Raw genomic sequence first — 17,081 nt, forward strand, 5'->3', positions numbered from 1 at the left:
CCGCGAGCTGACGGGAGAATCCGCACCAACCTGGCGAATCGAAACGGACATGCCCGTCACACCAGCATGAACGTTGATCAGATGCCCTCTAAGAGCTCGTAACACGATCATGAGCGGGGCAGTCCGGTACCTTCGTGGGCTGCGCGCCGCGACGGGCGTGGCATCGTCGTGCAGATGAGCCATGTGAACAATGTTGCCGGTTCCTCCGAAGGTGCCTGGATCTTCGGGCTGGAGGAGATTTCCGCAGTTGACGCGAGCGAGGACGGCACGATGCATCCTCCCGTCTTCGGCAGGGCTGTGATCAGGGCACCCGAGGACACGCCACAGGCTTTGCGATGGGCAGCGGAGGAATTCGTTGACCAGTGTGGGCCCGACTGGGCAGTCTCGTCTGTCCTTCTGCAATGGCTCAAGATCGAGGCCGGCGACGAGCTACTACTGGGCGTGGAGAGCTGTGTCCTGGAGCGCGTCTCCGACGATCAGATTCGCCTTCACGCCAACTACAACCAATGGGACGATCTGGTCGTCCCTATCTCGGTTGTTCGACGCATGCTGGTCGACATGGCGCACTTCATCCTCATAGAGGCCCGCCACCCGCTGCCTGCCTGGCGGATCAGACGACTGGGAGAGCGGGACTGGAGCCGCAGGCGCAACGCTGAGTAGGTCGGCATGCGCGACCTTGGTCAAATTCTTCCCATCGTGGTGCTCACTCAGTTGTCTTCTTGAGCCGCCGCCAGCAGATGAGGCTGCAGGCGAGGGAGACGAATGCGTCATGGAGTTCGGTGCGACGTTCCCAGCGGATGGCGAGGCGTTTGAAGTGGTGAAGCAGGGCGAAGGTCTGCTCGACGACACAGCGGAGTTTGCCAAGGCCCTTGATGTTCGGGCAGCCCTTGCGGGAGATGACGGGCAGGATCCGGCGCTTGCGCAGCGCGTCTCGGTTCGGGTTGGAGTCGTAGCCCTTGTCGCCGAGCAGGGCGTCGGGTCTGCGGCAGGGCTGGCCGAGGCATCCTGCGACGGGCGGGATGCCGTCGACCAGGGCGAGGGTCTGGGCGACGTCGTTGACGTTGGCCGCGGTTGTGCTGACTTTGAGCGGGGTGCCGCGTCCGTCGCAGATCAGGTGGCGTTTGCTGCCCGTTTTCCGCCGGTCGACCGGCGACGGACCGGTGTCGGGGCCCCGTTACCGTGTTCGTGGCTCCGCAGTGGGGCCCCCGGCCTCCGGGCCCGGTATGACTTGAGACCCTTGTCGATTCACTCAGCTCGAACAGCGCATCGCGCCGCACGGTCAGACAGGCATAGAGCTCCGTCCGGAAGCGTGACTGTTCGGCAAACGCACCCCGCGGGATGCCATGTTGCAGCAGACTCATAGCTACGGCCTTCGTGTTGATCCCATGCCTCTGCGACGGAGCATAGGATCAGGCGAAGGCCGCTCTCACGTCCGGAACTCAGGCAAACCCATCAGCAAGTTCGCGGCCGTGTTCGACGGCAGACCCCAAACGTCACGCTAAGGGCTTGCCGGGAATCAACTTGCTGTCACCGGCCGCCAGGCCGGGTCGGTCCTGCTCGTCGAAACGGTCCGCAAGACCGGTCTTGACCAGGCCATATCCCAGGCTCTGGCTCCGTGGCGCAAGCCGCGGGCCGTCCACGGTCCCAGCAAGGTCCTCCTGGACGTCGCCCTGGCGGTCGCGCTGGGCGGGGACTGCCTCGCGGACGTTGCGATGCTGCGGGCCTAGTCGGCCGTCTTCGGTCCGGTCGCCTCCGACCCGACCGTCTCCCGCCTGATCGACACCCTCGCCGCCTCCGGCGAGAAGGTCCTGCAGGCGATCCGGTAATAGACGGCCACCAGGAGGACCCGGTCCGCCAGAGGCAGGCACCACGGGCGCCCTCCACCGGGACCGTTTCCTCCCGCTCCCGTACTGCCTTCGCCAACGTCTCGAACCGGCCCATGCGCAAGCCGGTGAACGTCTCCACCCACAACGGCTCAGCCCGCAACACCTCACCTATACAGGAATGGCCTATCCCAGATGTTCTGCAACAACTTTTAGATCACGATGCAGACCGAACCGCATGACGTCAATCCTCTCACCCTTGAGAGGCAACGCTGAAAACGCTCAATGTTTGCCCCGTTGGTGGGGTGACTACTCCGAAACTCCTATCCTGTGCCGCATGGCTGACATGAGGATAGAGCGCTACCGACATGAGACTGCGGAGCTGACGGTGGGGGAACTGCGCGAAGCTCTCATCGGGTTGCCTGCCGAGGCTCCGGTACGGATCGATGTGCCGGAGAGTCCAAGAACAGATGAGATGCGTGACTCGATCGACTCGGGGCACCATTTCGTGGTGAGCAAAGTTGTCTTGCATGACGTCGACTACCTCAGGCAGGGCGAAGTGGTTCTGCAGGCCGATTTTTCCTCTGATTGGTACGTCCGTCCCGTCGAGCCGGGTTGAGGGGTGACCGGGGCGCCGGTCTCGGACGGCCACCCGGAACCAAGAGCCGCCGCCCCGCACCTCGGTACGACGTCGGCAAGACCGTCGAACGCCCTGAGATCCGCAAGGCCATCGGCAGACCTGGTAGGTCCTGGTGGATGCTCTGCGACGCCCGAGGGGGAAGAAGCGCGTGACCGCCAAGATCGAAGAATCCCTCAACCGCTGACTGGCGACACAGCCGCACCCCGTATGAACGAAGCCCCAGGCTCTGCCACTGGCCTGGGGCTTCATGGGGATCACGGACTTCACGGCACTTGTCTCAATCGCATCTCTCCGCGCGTGATACCGCCCGCCCATGCCCACCATGGCAGCCCCACTCAGAGCTCCTCACAGAATGATCAACGGCGTTGTGGTGTGCGCTCGTTGTCGGATGCCGCATGATGGCATCGACAGGAGGGGCGGTCATGGGGAAGTGGAAGATCAGGCAGCCCCGGATTCTGTCGGGACGGGGCAAGTGGCCCTTCTTTGTGTTCACCCGGGTGACGGATCCTGCTGCGAGGGAGGCTCTCCTCAGCCACCTTCACGAGGTGCATGGTGCGCTGTGGTGGCCGGACCGGTCCTGGGAGGGCATGGTTGCCGACCACTGCTCCAGACATGATCGTGAAGGGTGGGGCACGCACTCGCACAGCCACATCCCCGAGGTCAGCTGGGAGTGAGTGGCCGCGATCGGTCTCGCCCGCGCGGGTGGTGCCGGCACCCGCCTGAGCTCTGCGCTCGGGGTCTGCGTCAGCCGGAGCACCGTCCTGCGCCTGGTCGGCGCCCTGCCCGAACCGGAAGTGCCCGCTCCGCGTGTGGTTGGCCTTGATGACCACCGCCGCCCGCTACCTCGTTCCCGCGGTCACGCTTGCCAGTCTCCTACCTCTGGCTCGGACAAGGCCCCCACTCCATCGCCGTCCTTTGCGGACTCATCGAGCCATCGCCGGCCTCCTACTCCTCAACAAGCGCCACCCCGCCCCGCGGCCCTCCACACTCGGCTCCGGGACGCGAAGCAAGAGACCGCGTTCCCGCGCCACCACTCCTGACCCTGTCGACCACGGACCCCAGCTCGCCGCCCACCACACCGCGGCCGACCCTGACCACTCCTGGACGGGCGTCCGCCTCACCCGCGTCCTGGCAGTGTCATGAACAACAACAAGGGGGGAAGTCATGCCGTATCTGAAGGCTGGATGCCCCCTCTGCGGAGCCACGAAGAAGGCCACAAGGGGGGCTCGGGGGCGGTCCGCGCTCGATTCAGATCTTGCCGGGTACGGTGGGGGACGCCTCCGGCGCCGCCGCCCGGGGCCCGGCCCACCGGACGGCGGGCCCCATGGCGAACCCCGCCGCCAGGAACAGGCCGCCGAGCAGCAGCCAGCCCGGCACGCCCCAGGTGACGATCAGGGAGGTCAGCAGCAGCGGGCCGAGCATCCGTGCCACCGGCACGCCCGCGCCGAAGAACCCCTGGTACTGGCCGAACCGGCCGGGCGGGGCCAGATCGAAGCTAATCTGCCAGGCACCTGCCGACTGTCGCATCTCTCCCCACACCTGGAGCCCGGCGGCCGCCCCGAGCAACCCGAGCAGCACTCCCACCGGAGCGTCGGACGCCGTGCACGCGAACACCCCGCAGGACGCGAGCATCAGCACGCCTCCGCCCCGAACGGCACGGACCGCGCTGTCGAGATCCCGCACTCCGGCGGCCGTACGGACCTGGAACAGCATGACCGCCGCCGTGTTGAGCAAGAGGAGCGCGGACACCGCCCAGGCAGGTGCGGCAGTACGGTCGGCGATCCACAGCGGGATCGCCAGACTGATCAGCGGCATCCGCAGCAGCAGCACCATGTTGAGGAACGCCACCAGCGCGTACGGGCGGTCCCGCAGCACCACAAGCTTCCGCGCGCCGTCGGCGAAGCCGCCGCCCTGGCCCGCCGGCCCGGGGAGCGCTGCCAGCAGGAGCGCGCAGAGGACGAACGCCACGGCGTCCATTGCCAGTGCCGACCGGTAGGACGCCGCCGTGCCCATGTGGAGGGCGAAACCGCCGGCGGCCGCACCCAGTGCCAGTCCAGCGTTGACGGCCGACTGCAGGTGGGCGAGGACATCCGTCCGGTCCTGTGGCGGTACCAGTCCGGCGAGGAGGGCCTGACGGGCCGCCGCCAGCCCGGACTGCGCGGTGGCGTAGGTGCACGCGGTCAGGGCGAAGGCGCCGAACGAGTCCACGAGCAGGAACGCGCCGACCGACGCCGCGGTGGCCAGGGCCAGCAGCACTGCTGTCCCCTTCGGGCCCCGGCGGTCCGCGAACTGGCCGAGCGGCACGCCGGTTACCGCACCCACTGCCCACGCAAGCGTGAGGCCCATCCCGATCCGGTCGGCCGACAACCCAACGATCTGAGAGAAGTACAGCGCGGAGCAGACGTAATAGGCGCCGTCGCCGAACGAGTTGACCAGTTGGGAGACGGCGAGACCGCGCGCCGGGCCGGGAGCGGGGATCAGCCGGAACGACATGTTTTTCCTTTTGGTCACGCGACGACGGAGCGGGCCGACGCTCCGTGGCACCGGGCTGCCCCATGGCAACGGCTACGGCGGCATCCGTTGTGAATCCCCACGACGCGTCGGCCGGTTCACCGTAGGCCGTCAACGGCCCTTCGGCCTGGGCCAGTCGGCGGCGGATGGGCTGGGCCAATCCGTCGTCATCTGTCGCTTGCTGCCGAAACCCGAAACCCGAAACCCGAAACCCGTCGGCCGCCGCCTTCGTCTGCGGCCCCTTCACGCTGGCTGGTGCCGTACCGGCGATCAATCCTCGCCGGTACGGCGCTGCGGGATCTCACTCCAGGGCGTCGGTCGCGGCCCGGATGTTGCTGGGTGTGTCGGTGTCGTGCTTCGGCAGCACGCCCGGGGCGTCGGCGGGCGGTCAGTCTTCTTCGTGCGCGCGCTCTTCCGGGGGCCGTGGCCGCGGTGGACCCAGAGGATCTGGTCGCGCTTGGCGTAGGGGTCCTTGGAGTGGATGAGCGCGGGGCCGACGTTGCTGTATTTGTTATCCATGGTGATGGTGCCGTACGAGGCTGTGTGCGGACTGGGCCCCTCATCCGTCCTTCAGGAAGCCCGGATCGCCCGATCGATCTCGGCGCCGGTACGGGCCACGACGACGGGCCACTCGTCCCTCAGGGCGGCAGGCAGAAGGTCGTGGTCCTCGTCCCGCTGAATCATGGTTGGTCCGCTCGGACGACGAGCACGGCATCCAGCCGGCGCAGCAGGACGGCCAGGAAGTCCATGATGCCGTTGCCTCCGAAGCGATTGAAGGTGATGTTGCCCGGGCTGGAGAAGAAAACACATACGCCTCCCCCTCTCCGCCGTACGCACCTGCAGGAAGTCCGTCCGGGCGTCCCGTGCCACCACATAGGGGTTGAGGACCTCGTGCGCAGTACTCATGTCCAGCGGCATCGGCTCACCGTTCTCGAACCGGCACACGAAGATGTCAGACCTCATGAAGTTCTTTCCAGCCTCAGGTTGTGGCGTGGTGAAGGACGACGATGGCCTTCAGGATGTCGGTGATCCGGTTGGCGCTGCAGCGGAGTTTCCGCAGAAGGCGCCAGCCCTTCAGGGTGGCCATGGCCTGTTCGCCGAGGCAGCGGATCGTGGCATGGCTACTGTTGTGCAGCCTCCTCCAGCGCTTGAGCCGGTGGCCCTCGTCGGCGGCCATCAGGTCGGCCAGCAGGATCATCTGTGTCGTGCGCTCGCGCTGCCCGGCCTCGATGTCTCGCGGACCGCAATCGGGCAGTCCATCGCCGCCTCCCTCCCGAACGCGTCACCGGGCCGAAGCCCGGTGGCCTGTCGCTCCGGCTCGCCCCCGTCATGGCCTGCTCAGGGGTTCCAGAAGACGGTGGTGAACACGCGCTCGAAGCGTCGGGCCGCGGGGTCCTCGCGCTGGATCACCCAGTGGACGGTCGCGCCTTCCCGCTTCTCCACGTCCCTGCCGGCGTACCAGTCGGCGAGGAGCACCCAGTCGGCCACGTCGTCCGAGACGGGGCCGTCCCAGCGGCCGGCGTCCACCGCCTGCGCCGCGAGGGACACCGCGACGTCGACCGGGTCGAACTCCACGATCTCCTCGTCCGCGTATCCTCCGATCTGCATCTGCGCCGAGGGCGCGATGAGGTTCTTGGTGTCCGCCCAGATCTCGACGAGTTCGGAGCAGTAGGGATGCCCGGGAAGGTATACGGCTTCCTCCTCGCCGGGGGGAACGACGAACTGGTGGTGGGGGAGCGACACGTCGGTTCGCGCCCGGAGCGGCCCTTCCGGATAGCTCGCGAACAGCCTGTCGTCCTCGGGGATGTTCGCCGGATTCCAGGCGTACCGATCCCGTCGCGTGACGGCCGCGTCGGCTGGCACGTGGATCACGGCGCCCATGGAGGTGTCTTCGCTGGTCTCGGGCAGGGCGAAGAACAGCAACCGGCCGTCGGGCGGCAAGGGGGTGTCCGTCGCCCCGGCCGGCAGTGCGGCGAGGTCGACCGAGGCCACGAAGGGGTGTGCGGGGTCCGGGGTGTCGACCGGAAGCAGCAGGGGGCCGCCGAACCGTCCCACGACCGGTCCGGCGTCGTCGTCGGACAGTGTCAGGGTGGCACAGGGACGGGCTGTGGCCAGCCACCGCTCCACATCGTCGGCCGGCACGCCTTGGGCCTCGGCTTTCTCACGGAAGGGATGGAACCGGTCCCGTATCGCAGACGTCATGGGCGCACCGTAGCGAACGAAGCGGAGGGCGGGGACAGCGCATCTCCCTAGCGAGGCCCACCCGTTGGCGTTCGACGCCAGGGCGTCACGAGCAGACCCCGAAGGCAGCCCCGGCGGTCGGACGGTGCCGCTCGCCCGACCGACATCACGGGCAGCACCGTCAGCCGAACGGCAGGACCACCAGCGGAACCTGACGCAGGGCGCTCAGGGTGAGCGGGAGGCCGGCCAGAGCGCAGACGGCACGCATGGTGATGGAGCTGTCGGCCTCGCCCGGCTCGAGGCCTTCCTCCTCCACGGTGCCGGCGGCTTCGAATACGGCGCGCAGTTCGGCGGGCATACGGGGAAGATCCTCCTCCGGGGCGAGACCGTCGACGTCGACCCATGCGACCTGCTTGCCGTCGACGGCATAGGTGAGGCTGGCGTCCCCGTTGATGCTGAACACGCTCGTGGCCGCCGTCCGTCCATCGGCGGACAGTGCCTTTGCCGCGTCCTCGAAGGTGAAGCCGGAGTGGTCGTAGACGAACGTCCACTCGCCGACGGTCCCGCCAACAGCGCCGCGGACGATCCCGGGTCCATACCGAGAGCCACGCACGGCATCGACATTGACCCACGGTTCGCCGAGGTGAAATTCGCCCCCCACGACTTCCGCCGCCTCTTCGCGACCGAGCTGGTCAGCAGCGGCCTGCCCATGCACATCGGCGCCGCCTTGCTCGGCCACCTGAACATCCAGACCACTCGCGGCTACGTCGCGGTCTTCGACGACGACGTCGTCCGCCACTACCAGCAGTTCCTCGACCGCCGAAGAGCACAGCGACCCGAGAGCGAGTACCGCGAGCCGACCGAGACGGAATGTTCGGAGTTCAACGAGTACTTCGACAAGCGCGGAGTCGAACTCGGCTCGTGCGGACGCCCCTACGGGACCCCGTGCCAGCACGAGCACGCCTGCATCCGCTGCCCGATGCTGAGCATCAACCCGAAGATGTTGCCCCGTCTGGACGAACTGGAGGAGGATCTCCTGGCCCGCCGCGAACGCGCCGTCGCCGAAGACTGGCGAGGTGAGATCGATGGCCTCGGTCTCACCCCTCACCTTCCTGCGCAGCAAGCGAGAACAGGCCCGTCACTTCGAGTGAACCGGGCCAGTTCCGCTCGGACTTCCCGCAGTTCCTCACCAGAATCCCCAGCTCACAGGAGGGTGATCAGGAGAGTGGAGGCGGGAAGCGCGGTCTGATGCAGGGCCTGATCGGTCAAATACATGCCGTTCATCCCTGCGGCCTTCAGCTCCGCGAAGCCCTTCGACTCGATGTGCTCCAACAATGTCGGCAGGTTCGGATATTCGCGTGTGCGGAATAGGGCTGCAGTCCAGCTCTGCTGAGGTTCACACACGGTTGCCTGGGTGGCCTTGTGCTGCCTCGGTGACCGAGTGGATCGCCGCCGACTTGGGCGTCGCATCTCGCGGTAGCCTCTCGCCATGAGCCATGGGGAGGGTGAGGGCGCGCTGGTTCTGGCGGCGCAGGAGATGCTCGCCGGAGGTCAGAGCGACGAGGAGGTCTTCGCCGACCTTGCCGCGAGGACTGGCAAATGGGGTGTCTGTGTGTTGGCCGTGTGCTTGGCCCTGGGTGTGCCCCGGATTGACGCCGAGGCCCGGCTTCGCGAGGTCGAGCCACTTTTCGCAGACTTCGCGGTGGGTGAGGAGGAGGACCTCGCCTTCGTTCTCAGGTTCGGGCACGTCTTCATCGTGGACCGCGTGCTTGACGAGCACGAGGAGCACATCCGCGACCTGCTGGGAACCGCCGCCGACGCCCGCGGAGGTTACCCCGGAAGTCTGCTCGGATGGTTTCGCACCGGGGAGCTCACGAAGCTCTTCCTCTACCTCGCCAAAACCCAGTTCCGGGACGAGCGGGGCTCACCGGACGACTTCTGGGGCGCGATGACCGCTGCAGGCGAACTGCTTGCGAGCCAGGACGGCCCGAACGACGAAGAGGTGACTGCGGGGCTGGCACGATGCCGCGCGCAGGCTGCAGCCATCGGTGCGAAATAGCATGATCATCTTCTCCGCTGGGTAGGGGGGTCCTGATAGCGACCGCCAAACGGCGCGAGCAGGCGACGCCGGATCCTGTAGCGACGGCCGTGTTCACTCCCTACTGTCGCCGCATGGCCACCGAGGACGATAACCCAAGTAAGCCCGATTTCATCGCGATGCTCAAAGGCCAGACCAGCGCCTGCAAGGCAGCACGCGACGCCATTGCCGCCGGTGGCGAGGTCATGCTCTTCGACGGACGGCCGCCTCAGTGGATGGTGTTCGGCATCGCTGCGACAAGGCTGAGATGGTCGTTGAAGATCGGCCTGACGACCCTCGGCCTTGATGAGACCGTTGAGATCCTCCGCGCTCGGCACCGCGACGAGCAACTGCGTACCGGCAACATCGTCGCAGCAGACAGATCTTGGTTCTTCACCCTGTACTTCGACGCCACCGGGACCGAGCTCCTGGCGTGCAGCGGTGTCAAGAACGAGCGTCCCCCGCGTAGGGACACTCAGAAGCTCCAGCTGTAGAGGCCGCCGCCCGTGCTCACCGCAGACGCTGCCAGGCGGGCAACGCTGTGCAAGACCGTCAGTAGATCGTCGTCGGTCATGTCGTCGCCGTCCTCAGACCGGAGCCGGATGGTCCAACGGCGGGCGAGCTCTTCGAGTTCGGAGGAACTCGCTTTAGCGAGTGCTCGGGTCAGCCGTTTCGGCAGAGCGAACACCTCGACGCCATCGTTCAAGGGGGCGGTGACCCACTCCGGCCAGGCCCACCCGAGGAGCTGCTCAGACGGTGGAACCTCGGCCGATGGCGCCTCGAAGTACATGTCCCACTCGGCAATGGCGCTGTCCGGCTCAATGAAACGGCAGGTCACAGACTCAAAGTTCTTGCCGGGTCCCCGCAGGCGCGTCGCAGCGGCCGCATCGTCGTCGGGGGCGAGGAAGAACACTATGTCGTGGGCCATCCGAGGATTATGGCAGCCCGCCGAACCGACGGCTGCTGGTAATCGGTCTCAGCGTCTGATCGGCGGGCCACCTCGGCTGCGCAGGCGGCTCTGATGGCCCCGGCTGCCCATCGGTCGGCTGCGGCGGGGCTGGTGCCGAGGAGCCGTTCGAGGACGCCCGCCGGCATCGTGGTGCAGATGTCGAGCAGGGCCGCGCAGCGAGCGGCCTCGGAGGGGAGCCCGATCTTCCGGAGTCGGGAGAGGAGCTGCTTGCTGGTCAGGTGCATTCCCGGCTGCTGGGTCGGGAAGAGCCAGGGTGAGTTGGACTCGTTCGCCATCACGCTGTGCTGGTGATCGTGGGCGATACCGACGAGTCGCAGGACCAGGTCGTCCAGTGGCGGCGGCAGCCTCAACGGGATCTCGCGGAGCTGAAGTGCGACGCCCTTGTCGTCCTGGATGACGTGTGCAGTGGTCAGACGGCAGGTTCAAGCCGGGGTCTGGCCATAGAGCAGGACCATCAGTCCGGCGACGCGGTCCTTGGTCTCGATCGAGTCGTCGTCCAGGAGCCGGCGGGCGATGCTCCAGCGTGCGTCGGCGTCCAGCGGGCGGTGGCAAACGCGCCGGGGGCGGGCGGGGATGCTGATGTTGAAGGCGAACTTGCCGCGGACTGCCCAGGTGACGAACGGGCTTGCATGTAGGGGTCTTGGTGGTCTTCGGAGGTGTGGCAGAGGTCGATCTGCGCTCGCTGGCAGGTGCCAGCGTCTTGCCCTGGTCCTTGATCCAGGTGAGCAAGGCGATGGCCTTGACGATCTGGGTCTGGATGATGTCGGCGGCCTGGGCGGATATCGGCTTTCCGCTGGATCGTCGTCTGAGGGTGCGATGCGGTCCCAGCGGGCGAACGCGGTGATCAGCTTGCGGTCGTCGGCGTCGTTGACGGCGGCGAGCTTCCGTTCGATCCACCGTTCCAGCCGGGCCCGTCGCGGGCGGGCAGGATGCCGGCGGAGACGAGGACGGCGCGGAAGTAGTCGACGGCCATGTCCGTCTGTCCGGCCATGCGGGCATCGAGAGCTTCGTGGGTGAGTTCGCAGTTCCCGGAGGCGAGGTCGGTGACCAGGCGGGTGGCTGTCGCCGACTCCCGCAGATAGAGCAGTGCTCGGCGGGAGTTCAAGTTCAGCAGCGCCTCCACGACTTCGTCGAGTTCGGGCTGTCTGGTGCCGTCCGGTGAGGTCAGGAGGTTGCGCAGGTGGCGTTCGCCGGCGCATCGGCGGCAGAGGCCGAAGTGGAAGGCTTCTCGACGGTGCCGTACCGCTGACACGGCTTGCGGGCCTCGGGGGCGTTTTCCCAGCAGTTCTCGCAGAACGGCCCTTGCGGTGTTCGGGCGACCACGCGCAAGGTGCGTCCGCAGTCGGTGCAGGGCTCCAGTCTTGTCAGGCAGGCCCGGCAGCGCGGGGTGCCGGCGGCGCTGTGGAAGCAGGGGCGGATCTTGCCGCAGGTGCCGCACTGCATCGTGGCCGGCTTGCGGCATGCCGTGCAGAGCGGCCCGTTCTCGGTGCGGGCGGAGACAGCCCGGTGACGGCCGCAGCCGACGCATTCCTCCTGGCAGGTGGCGTCCGTGTTTCGGCAGTCGCTGCAGAATGGGGCGCCGTCGGGTGTGCGTCCTGCGACGGGCCGGGAGCGGCCGCAGTGTGTGCAGGGCTTGGCGGTTGAGTGGTTGTAGCAGGGGCCGCAGACCCGGAGCCGCCTGATGGAGTGGCTGAGCCGGACGGTGCGGTTGCAGTGCGGGCACTTCGGCGTCGGGACACCGTCGGCGCCGGCCTGGTGCAGTCGCTCGGCCAGGAGGAGGGTTCGGGGCCCGTGGTGGTGGGCCTGTCCGGCCAGCAGGCCCGGCTGGTTCTGAACGTCCCAGCGGCGGGGAGGTGTTGCCTTTGGTGACCTCGGCGATCACTTCCTGGAGCACGGACTCACCGAGGCCGAGGGCAAGGCCGCTGAGGTATTTCAGGAGGTCAGCGGCCGGGTCATCGGTGCACTCGGCTCGGTAGCAGGACCGGCAGGCTTCACGGCCGGAGCGGGCCAGTCCGTAGCGCGGGGTCTTGCTGTTGCCGCAGACGCCGCAGGTCCAGCGCGTGTCGGGGCGTTTCCCGCCGCATGAGGCACAGGGCCGCACGCCAGAGCCATTGGTGTTCGTCAGCGGCCCCAGCCTGCCGCAGCGCGAACAGGGCGGCCGGACGACGTTGACGGCGCCAGCATGTGCGAGAAGGCGGATCAGGCGTTCAACCGAAGCCGGCCTTCGGCCCGGCCCGAGGTCAGCAGCCCGGGATCGCGCTCCAGCGTCCGTGCCAAGAGGACAGCACGCGGCTTGGCGTGTACGGCCTGAGATATCGCGTGCTGGACCGTCTGCGGCGGCAGGTCGGGCTCGACCGCGGCGACGAGGCCGATGATCACCGCGTTCGGGTCCGTCTCGGCCCTCAGGATGTTGGTCACGACGGCCCGACGATCCGGGCCCGCTTGGGCCGAAAGTCGCCGACGCCGGTGGTCTCGGTGCCGTCCGCAGCCTTGTTCGACCGGGGCCTGCCCGCGGCGACCGGCTCGATCAGGTCGTCCATCGAGCAGCCGAGGATGTCGAGCAGGGCAATCAGAACCTTGAGGTTGAGCCGTTCCGGCGTCTCGACCACCAGGCGGTAGATCTGGCTGGCCGACAGATCGATGCCCCGCTCGGCCAGCAGAGGCCGCAGGTCGGTGGTGGAGAACATGCCCCTGGTCGCCATGACCTCGCGCAGATGCCACTTGTAGTCGAGCTTGACCGTCATCGTCGTCCGTTTCGTTCCTGGCCGGTGAGGCCGGAGTCGTTGCCGAAGGCCAGGTCGATGGCCTTGAGCATCATCGTGTTCGCGAAGTCGTCGCTGACCGCGGTGTAGAGGGCGGTCGTGGACGCGTAGAGGTGGCCGACCTGTTCCTGGATGAACCTCGGATCGACGCCGTCCTCGATGTTGTGCGTGACGTAGGAGTGCCTCAGACAGTGCGGCACGAGCTCCTTGGGGAGCTCCAGCTCGTCGCGGTGGAGGGCGAACCGGTCCTCTATCTCGCGGACCGGCAGCCGGCCGCCGCGTTCGGTCAGCCAGAGGGCCGGGTGGCTGGGGAAGCCGTAGCGGAGACGAGGTTGACGACGTATTCCTCCAAGGCCTCGACCGCCCATGGCTTGATGCTGGCGACGTTCCGCCGCCGCGGCCCCGAGCCCTTGGTGCCCTTGGCCTTACGGACGTGCACCATGCCGTAGCGGCCGTACTGCGGGGCCTTCGCATTGCGGTAGAGGTCGACGACGTCCAGGCCGGAGGCCTCCGAGGCTTCGTCGCCACCGCGCTGGTCGACCGTGCGTACTTCTCCGCGGCTGCCGCAGCGGCGCGGGGTGGGGTGCTTGGTCGGGCGGGTGAAGTGCTGCCGTCAGGTGACTGGTGTGCTTTGCGTTGCCCGGTAGCGCGATGGCGGTGTCCCGTAACGGCTGACGAATGCCTGGCGGAGCGTTTCAGAGGTTCCGAAGCCGCACTGTGCGGCCACGCTCGCCACGGGGAGTGAGGTGGAGGTCAGGAGGTGAGCGGCGGCCTCGGTGCGCGCGTCGCGGACGAATCGGCCTGGCCCTTTTCCAAGGTGGTCGATGAACAGGCGGGTCAGGTGGCGTTCGCTCACCCCCGCGTCGGCTGCCAGCGCGGTTGCGGTCAGGTCACCGGCCAAGTGGCTGGCGATGTGGTCGACGGCTCGCCTGACCAGCCCGTTCATGGGTGCTGGGGTGGCTGTGAACATGCTCATCTGTGCCTGGTTGCCGGGCCGTTGCAGATAGGTGACCAGGCCGCGGGCCACTGCGCGCGCCAGCTCCGCGCCGTGGTCCTCCTCGATGAAGGCGAGGGTCAGGTCCAGGGCGCTGGTGACGCCCGCCCCAGTGGACACGCTTCCGTCGCGGATGTAGATCGGCGCGGGATCCACGGTGATCTCCGGGTAGGCGGAGGCAAACTGCTCGGCGTACCACCAGTGAGTCGTGGCGCGCTTCCCGTTGAGCAGACCGGCGGCAGCCAGCACAGTCGCCCCTGTGCAGACCGAGGCCACTCTGCGGCTCTCCCCGGCCAGGCGGCGGACATGGCCGACGATCCGCGGGTTGTCTGCCGTGGCCTCGTGGCCGAGCCCTCCCGAGACGATCAGCGTGTCCAGCGGCCCCCTGAGCCTCTCCAGGGATCGCTGGCCCTGCAGCGTCAGCCCCGAGTCGCAGGTGATCGCGAGTCCTCCCGGCGTGGCCACGCTCACGGCATAGGCGGGGCTGGCACCGAGCCGGTTGGCGGTGGCCAAGCTTGTCGTCACGCAGGCGATGTCCAGCAACTCGGCCTCGTCGTATCCGACGAGGACCACCACTCGTTCCTCCATGACCAGGACCCTATGTCGGAATGACTGGTATCCCAAGAATTCCGACCTTGTTGCCGTCTGCCCTTGGCGGTCCCACGGTCAGGGGCCGAAGGTGACGGCATGACCAAGACGCTCGCTTTCGTGCTCTATCCCGGCATCACTCCGCTCGACCTGGTGGGGCCGCTCCAGGTGCTGTCGGCGCTGGCCCAGATCGACCGGTCGTTCGAGGTGGTCGTCGTCGGCCAGGACCTTGTCCCCCTGGACACCGACACGCCGCTGAAGCTGACGCCGAGCCACACGTTCGACCAGGTCACCGAGCCCTTCGCGCTGATCGTGCCCGGCGGGACCGAGCCGACCCTCGCCGCCCTGGCCAACGAGCCCTTGCTGAGTTGGATCCGCCAGGCCGCGCGGACGGCTGAGGTCGTCGGCTCGGTGTGCACCGGCTCCCTGATCCTGGGCGCCGCCGGCCTGCTCGACGGCCGCCACGCCACCACCCATTGGGAATTCCGCGACCTGCTGGCCAAGTTCGGCGCGACGCCCGTCGCCGAACGCTGGGTCCAGGACGGCCACGTCCTCACCGCCGCCGGGGTGTCCGCCGGTATCGACATGGCCCTCCACCTGGTCGAACGCCTCTCGGGCGAGCAGACCGCCCGCACTGTACAGCTCTTCATCGAGTACGACCCCCAGCCACCCCTGGGCGGCATCGACTGGCGGAGCGTTGACCTCGACTTCTTCAAGCCCCATGCCCGGGCCATGCTGGAATCGGCTCTGGCAGACCACCCCGCACTCCTGACCCACCTGACAACCTGACTGCCGCCGCTGCGGCGAACGCCCCCGAGCCCAGTGCCGCACCACGTTGAACCAGAAGCACGACCATGGGGCGCGGACGGTCGCGAGGCCACCCCGGCGCAGGTCGAGCATGGCGTCAGAGATGCACTTCGCGGTCCGTACAGCTGGCCCGCCGGCGGCGACTCGCTTCCACCTGACGGCGACATTGATGTGGATGCCGAGCATCCGTGCGAGCAGTGCGGCCGGGAGTTCCCCGGCGAGTTGGAACAGGGCCGCAGAGCGCGACTGGCCGGGGAGGACGCCTGTGGCGCGGAGTCGGCGGCGAGCCGGAACGAACTGATCGGGTGTCCTGCCGTCCGCCGGGGAAGAGCCACGGTGACGGTTTGAGGGAACTGTGAATCGGGCCGGTCGGCGGACCAGCGCGCTTTGGGGGTGGATCGTCGACTCGCTCAAGAACCGCGTGCGATGCTGCAGTGCCCAGCCCTCCAGCATCGCTTCCGGGACGGCGGGTTCGGGGTCCAGGTGCACGACTTCGTTGCTGATCGTGGCCTACCGGCGCACCAATCTGCCCTTGCGGCAGCTCGCTCCGCTGTTCGGCGCGATTACGGTGGTTCCGACGGCGTCCTTCGCTCCGGACAACTCCCATGCCTTGCAGCCCTTGCAGCCCTTGCGGTTGCCCGACAAGGGGCCGGCCGACCGCGACGACGAGCTGGGTGTCGGCGTCGATGACGACCTGGTGGTTCGTCGAGTACCGATAGTCCTTGGACTGCTCGGCGACCGTAAGGTCACGCGTGGGCACCAGAGTGCCGTCCACGGTCAGCACAGTGTCCTGACGGAACCGCTTACGGGGCTTCACCGCGAGCGTCGGCCCCAAGTGGTCGATGATCGGGTCGGCTGCGGACTTCGAGACGTAGAACGGTAGCGCCAGCTGCCACAGCGTCAGGTTCGTGCGCCAATATACGGTGACCAGCAGCACCCGATTCTCCAGCGGCAGGCTCGAGGGCCTGCCCTTGCGGACTGGGTCTGCGCCTTCTCGCCGCAACGTGGTGAGTAACTTTGCGAACTGCGGTGGGCCCAGCCCCATGAACGGGGCTCTCCAAGAGGGTTCTGACGCCGTAATCACACCAGCCACGGCAAGATCGTCTCACCTGCCGGGCAGGCAGTTGGCGAGCCAGTCCGCCTGCTCCACACGACTGCCACCCCCATCGCTGTCCACCACGTAGGCCAACGCCTCCATGAAGGTAGAACCCAGAGGCCAGAGGCAATTCGGCCCCACAGCGATGACGCGACCGCTGGCTGAGATGTACGCACGGAACTGGCTCGACCACATGCCCAGAGGGCTGTAGTTCTCTCCGTAGTGAAGTCTCAGCTTGGACGCTTCCTCAGCAGCGTCGATGCAGGCGTCAACGGGGTCCGTGCGCAGTGACGAACCGGGGACACGGCTCGAGGAACTTCTGATCACCAGTTCGCCGAACTCGGCCCAGACCGCTACCGCCACGTCGTTGAGTTTGAACCCGGCACCCGTCAGTTGCCGCGTCCAGTCCGCAACGGCGATCTTGCGACCTGCTCTCCACCCAGCAGCACCAAGCGCGTCCAGCACCGACGGACTGCAAGCCGTCGTCAACTCACTGATGTGTTCTATGCGCCCTCCCACTCGACCTTGCCCCAGTCTGCCGCACATTCCGACCAACGGACAGGGCCATTGGCCACGAAGGACACGAGAATCGTTTACGGGCCAACGCTTAGGGCTCACAGAGAATCAACATG

The 17,081-nt window shown here is 67.4% G+C and carries 19 protein-coding genes and 5 pseudogenes; 7 read left to right on the forward strand and 17 right to left on the reverse strand.

Translation table 11 applies throughout. From position 1 onward, the window contains the following. A partial coding sequence (locus ACZ32T_RS36200) for a hypothetical protein (RefSeq protein ID WP_467371741.1) occupies positions 1–183 on the reverse strand: 183 nt, incomplete at its 3' end. Here ACZ32T_RS36200 and ACZ32T_RS36205 point away from each other — a divergent pair. Next, positions 175–660 (forward strand): hypothetical protein, encoded by a 486-nt coding sequence (locus ACZ32T_RS36205; protein WP_467371743.1) that lies wholly within the window; start codon positions 175–177, stop codon positions 658–660. The genes ACZ32T_RS36200 and ACZ32T_RS36205 overlap by 9 nt on opposite strands. A 43-nt stretch (positions 661–703) precedes the next feature. On the opposite strand, the pseudogene ACZ32T_RS36210 reads toward ACZ32T_RS36205, so the two are convergent. After that, positions 704–1,147 (reverse strand): annotated as a pseudogene (locus tag ACZ32T_RS36210) (IS5 family transposase); the annotation flags it as partial. Positions 1,148–1,538: 391 nt separating this feature from the next. Here ACZ32T_RS36210 and ACZ32T_RS36215 point away from each other — a divergent pair. Then, positions 1,539–1,823, forward strand: a pseudogene (locus ACZ32T_RS36215) (transposase); the annotation flags it as partial. On the opposite strand, the pseudogene ACZ32T_RS36220 reads toward ACZ32T_RS36215, so the two are convergent. Next, positions 1,820–1,998 (reverse strand): annotated as a pseudogene (locus ACZ32T_RS36220) (IS5/IS1182 family transposase); the annotation flags it as partial. The pseudogenes ACZ32T_RS36215 and ACZ32T_RS36220 sit on opposite strands and share 4 nt — an antisense overlap. A 162-nt stretch (positions 1,999–2,160) precedes the next feature. Here ACZ32T_RS36220 and ACZ32T_RS36225 point away from each other — a divergent pair. Further along, entirely contained in the window at positions 2,161–2,442 is a 282-nt protein-coding gene (locus ACZ32T_RS36225; RefSeq protein ID WP_467371745.1) for a DUF6225 family protein, read from the forward strand. A gap of 1,269 nt (positions 2,443–3,711) precedes the next feature. On the opposite strand, the gene ACZ32T_RS36230 is transcribed toward ACZ32T_RS36225, so the two are convergent. From ACZ32T_RS36230 to ACZ32T_RS36245, 4 genes and pseudogenes are all read right to left on the reverse strand, one after another. Further along, entirely contained in the window at positions 3,712–4,956 is a 1,245-nt protein-coding gene (locus tag ACZ32T_RS36230) for an MFS transporter (RefSeq protein WP_467371791.1), read from the reverse strand. Between the two features lie 997 nt (positions 4,957–5,953). Continuing rightward, positions 5,954–6,136, reverse strand: a pseudogene (locus ACZ32T_RS36235) (transposase family protein); the annotation flags it as partial. 176 nt (positions 6,137–6,312) lie between these two features. Next, complete coding sequence (locus tag ACZ32T_RS36240) at positions 6,313–7,176, reverse strand: DUF1963 domain-containing protein (protein WP_467371747.1); 864 nt, start codon at positions 7,174–7,176, stop codon at positions 6,313–6,315. A 160-nt stretch (positions 7,177–7,336) separates the two neighbouring features. Next, positions 7,337–7,768 carry a hypothetical protein gene (locus tag ACZ32T_RS36245; RefSeq protein ID WP_467371749.1) on the reverse strand — a complete coding sequence of 144 codons (432 nt, stop codon included), beginning with the start codon at positions 7,766–7,768 and terminating at the stop codon, positions 7,337–7,339. Between the two features lie 30 nt (positions 7,769–7,798). Between ACZ32T_RS36245 and ACZ32T_RS36250 the strand changes: the two genes are divergently transcribed. Continuing rightward, on the forward strand, positions 7,799–8,404 hold the full coding sequence (locus ACZ32T_RS36250; protein WP_467371751.1) for a tyrosine-type recombinase/integrase: 606 nt from the start codon (positions 7,799–7,801) through the stop codon (positions 8,402–8,404). On the opposite strand, the gene ACZ32T_RS36255 is transcribed toward ACZ32T_RS36250, so the two are convergent. Beyond that, positions 8,359–8,490 (reverse strand): hypothetical protein, encoded by a 132-nt coding sequence (locus tag ACZ32T_RS36255; RefSeq protein WP_467371795.1) that lies wholly within the window; start codon positions 8,488–8,490, stop codon positions 8,359–8,361. The genes ACZ32T_RS36250 and ACZ32T_RS36255 overlap by 46 nt on opposite strands. A gap of 154 nt (positions 8,491–8,644) precedes the next feature. On the opposite strand from ACZ32T_RS36255, the gene ACZ32T_RS36260 reads away from it, so the two are divergent. Then, positions 8,645–9,214, forward strand: a complete 570-nt coding sequence (locus tag ACZ32T_RS36260; RefSeq protein ID WP_467371753.1) for a hypothetical protein — start codon at positions 8,645–8,647, stop codon at positions 9,212–9,214. Between the two features lie 113 nt (positions 9,215–9,327). Then, positions 9,328–9,726: a hypothetical protein gene (locus ACZ32T_RS36265; protein WP_467371754.1), complete on the forward strand. Its 399-nt coding sequence runs from the start codon at positions 9,328–9,330 to the stop codon at positions 9,724–9,726. Here the strand turns inward: ACZ32T_RS36265 and ACZ32T_RS36270 are convergent. From ACZ32T_RS36270 to ACZ32T_RS36300, 7 genes are all read right to left on the reverse strand, one after another. After that, complete coding sequence (locus tag ACZ32T_RS36270) at positions 9,708–10,160, reverse strand: hypothetical protein (RefSeq protein WP_467371756.1); 453 nt, start codon at positions 10,158–10,160, stop codon at positions 9,708–9,710. The genes ACZ32T_RS36265 and ACZ32T_RS36270 overlap by 19 nt on opposite strands. After that, positions 10,145–10,552, reverse strand: coding sequence for a hypothetical protein (locus tag ACZ32T_RS36275; protein WP_467371757.1), 408 nt, complete (start codon positions 10,550–10,552; stop codon positions 10,145–10,147). The genes ACZ32T_RS36270 and ACZ32T_RS36275 overlap by 16 nt, the downstream gene beginning before the upstream one ends. A 494-nt stretch (positions 10,553–11,046) precedes the next feature. Next, positions 11,047–11,454 carry a hypothetical protein gene (locus tag ACZ32T_RS36280; RefSeq protein ID WP_467371759.1) on the reverse strand — a complete coding sequence of 136 codons (408 nt, stop codon included), beginning with the start codon at positions 11,452–11,454 and terminating at the stop codon, positions 11,047–11,049. Between the two features lie 947 nt (positions 11,455–12,401). Continuing rightward, entirely contained in the window at positions 12,402–12,620 is a 219-nt protein-coding gene (locus tag ACZ32T_RS36285) for a hypothetical protein (protein ID WP_467371761.1), read from the reverse strand. Beyond that, complete coding sequence (locus tag ACZ32T_RS36290) at positions 12,617–12,946, reverse strand: helix-turn-helix domain-containing protein (RefSeq protein WP_467371763.1); 330 nt, start codon at positions 12,944–12,946, stop codon at positions 12,617–12,619. Before ACZ32T_RS36290 ends, ACZ32T_RS36285 begins: the two co-directional genes overlap by 4 nt. After that, positions 12,943–13,332 (reverse strand): site-specific integrase, encoded by a 390-nt coding sequence (locus ACZ32T_RS36295; protein WP_467371765.1) that lies wholly within the window; start codon positions 13,330–13,332, stop codon positions 12,943–12,945. Before ACZ32T_RS36295 ends, ACZ32T_RS36290 begins: the two co-directional genes overlap by 4 nt. 245 nt (positions 13,333–13,577) lie before the next feature. Further along, entirely contained in the window at positions 13,578–14,546 is a 969-nt protein-coding gene (locus ACZ32T_RS36300; protein WP_467371767.1) for a GlxA family transcriptional regulator, read from the reverse strand. A 99-nt stretch (positions 14,547–14,645) separates the two neighbouring features. On the opposite strand from ACZ32T_RS36300, the gene ACZ32T_RS36305 reads away from it, so the two are divergent. Then, positions 14,646–15,335: a DJ-1/PfpI family protein gene (locus ACZ32T_RS36305; protein WP_467371769.1), complete on the forward strand. Its 690-nt coding sequence runs from the start codon at positions 14,646–14,648 to the stop codon at positions 15,333–15,335. A gap of 564 nt (positions 15,336–15,899) precedes the next feature. On the opposite strand, the pseudogene ACZ32T_RS36310 reads toward ACZ32T_RS36305, so the two are convergent. Together ACZ32T_RS36310 and ACZ32T_RS36315 are read right to left on the reverse strand one after the other, a co-directional pair. Beyond that, positions 15,900–16,446, reverse strand: a pseudogene (locus tag ACZ32T_RS36310) (transposase family protein); the annotation flags it as partial. A gap of 12 nt (positions 16,447–16,458) precedes the next feature. Beyond that, the gene (locus ACZ32T_RS36315; RefSeq protein WP_467371771.1) at positions 16,459–16,914 is read right to left on the reverse strand and encodes an SUKH-3 domain-containing protein; all 456 of its coding nucleotides are present in this window, start codon (positions 16,912–16,914) and stop codon (positions 16,459–16,461) included. Between the last annotated feature and the right edge of the window lie 167 nt (positions 16,915–17,081).

This window comes from Streptomyces sp. NPDC023573 (genome assembly GCF_055559735.1).

What these genes read in the sequence shown, in the direction of transcription:
- ACZ32T_RS36230 (WP_467371791.1), bottom strand. Translation starts at nt 4,956, where the DNA reads ATGTCGTTCCGGCTGATCCCCGCTCCCGGCCCGGCGCGCGGTCTCGCC.
- ACZ32T_RS36295 (WP_467371765.1), bottom strand. Translation starts at nt 13,332, where the DNA reads ATGGGCGGTCGAGGCCTTGGAGGAATACGTCGTCAACCTCGTCTCCGC.
- ACZ32T_RS36260 (WP_467371753.1), top strand. Translation starts at nt 8,645, where the DNA reads ATGAGCCATGGGGAGGGTGAGGGCGCGCTGGTTCTGGCGGCGCAGGAG.
- ACZ32T_RS36270 (WP_467371756.1), bottom strand. Translation starts at nt 10,160, where the DNA reads ATGGCCCACGACATAGTGTTCTTCCTCGCCCCCGACGACGATGCGGCC.
- ACZ32T_RS36305 (WP_467371769.1), top strand. Translation starts at nt 14,646, where the DNA reads ATGACCAAGACGCTCGCTTTCGTGCTCTATCCCGGCATCACTCCGCTC.
- ACZ32T_RS36225 (WP_467371745.1), top strand. Translation starts at nt 2,161, where the DNA reads ATGGCTGACATGAGGATAGAGCGCTACCGACATGAGACTGCGGAGCTG.
- ACZ32T_RS36265 (WP_467371754.1), top strand. Translation starts at nt 9,328, where the DNA reads ATGGCCACCGAGGACGATAACCCAAGTAAGCCCGATTTCATCGCGATG.
- ACZ32T_RS36240 (WP_467371747.1), bottom strand. Translation starts at nt 7,176, where the DNA reads ATGACGTCTGCGATACGGGACCGGTTCCATCCCTTCCGTGAGAAAGCC.
- ACZ32T_RS36300 (WP_467371767.1), bottom strand. Translation starts at nt 14,546, where the DNA reads ATGGAGGAACGAGTGGTGGTCCTCGTCGGATACGACGAGGCCGAGTTG.
- ACZ32T_RS36205 (WP_467371743.1), top strand. Translation starts at nt 175, where the DNA reads ATGAGCCATGTGAACAATGTTGCCGGTTCCTCCGAAGGTGCCTGGATC.
- ACZ32T_RS36290 (WP_467371763.1), bottom strand. Translation starts at nt 12,946, where the DNA reads ATGACGGTCAAGCTCGACTACAAGTGGCATCTGCGCGAGGTCATGGCG.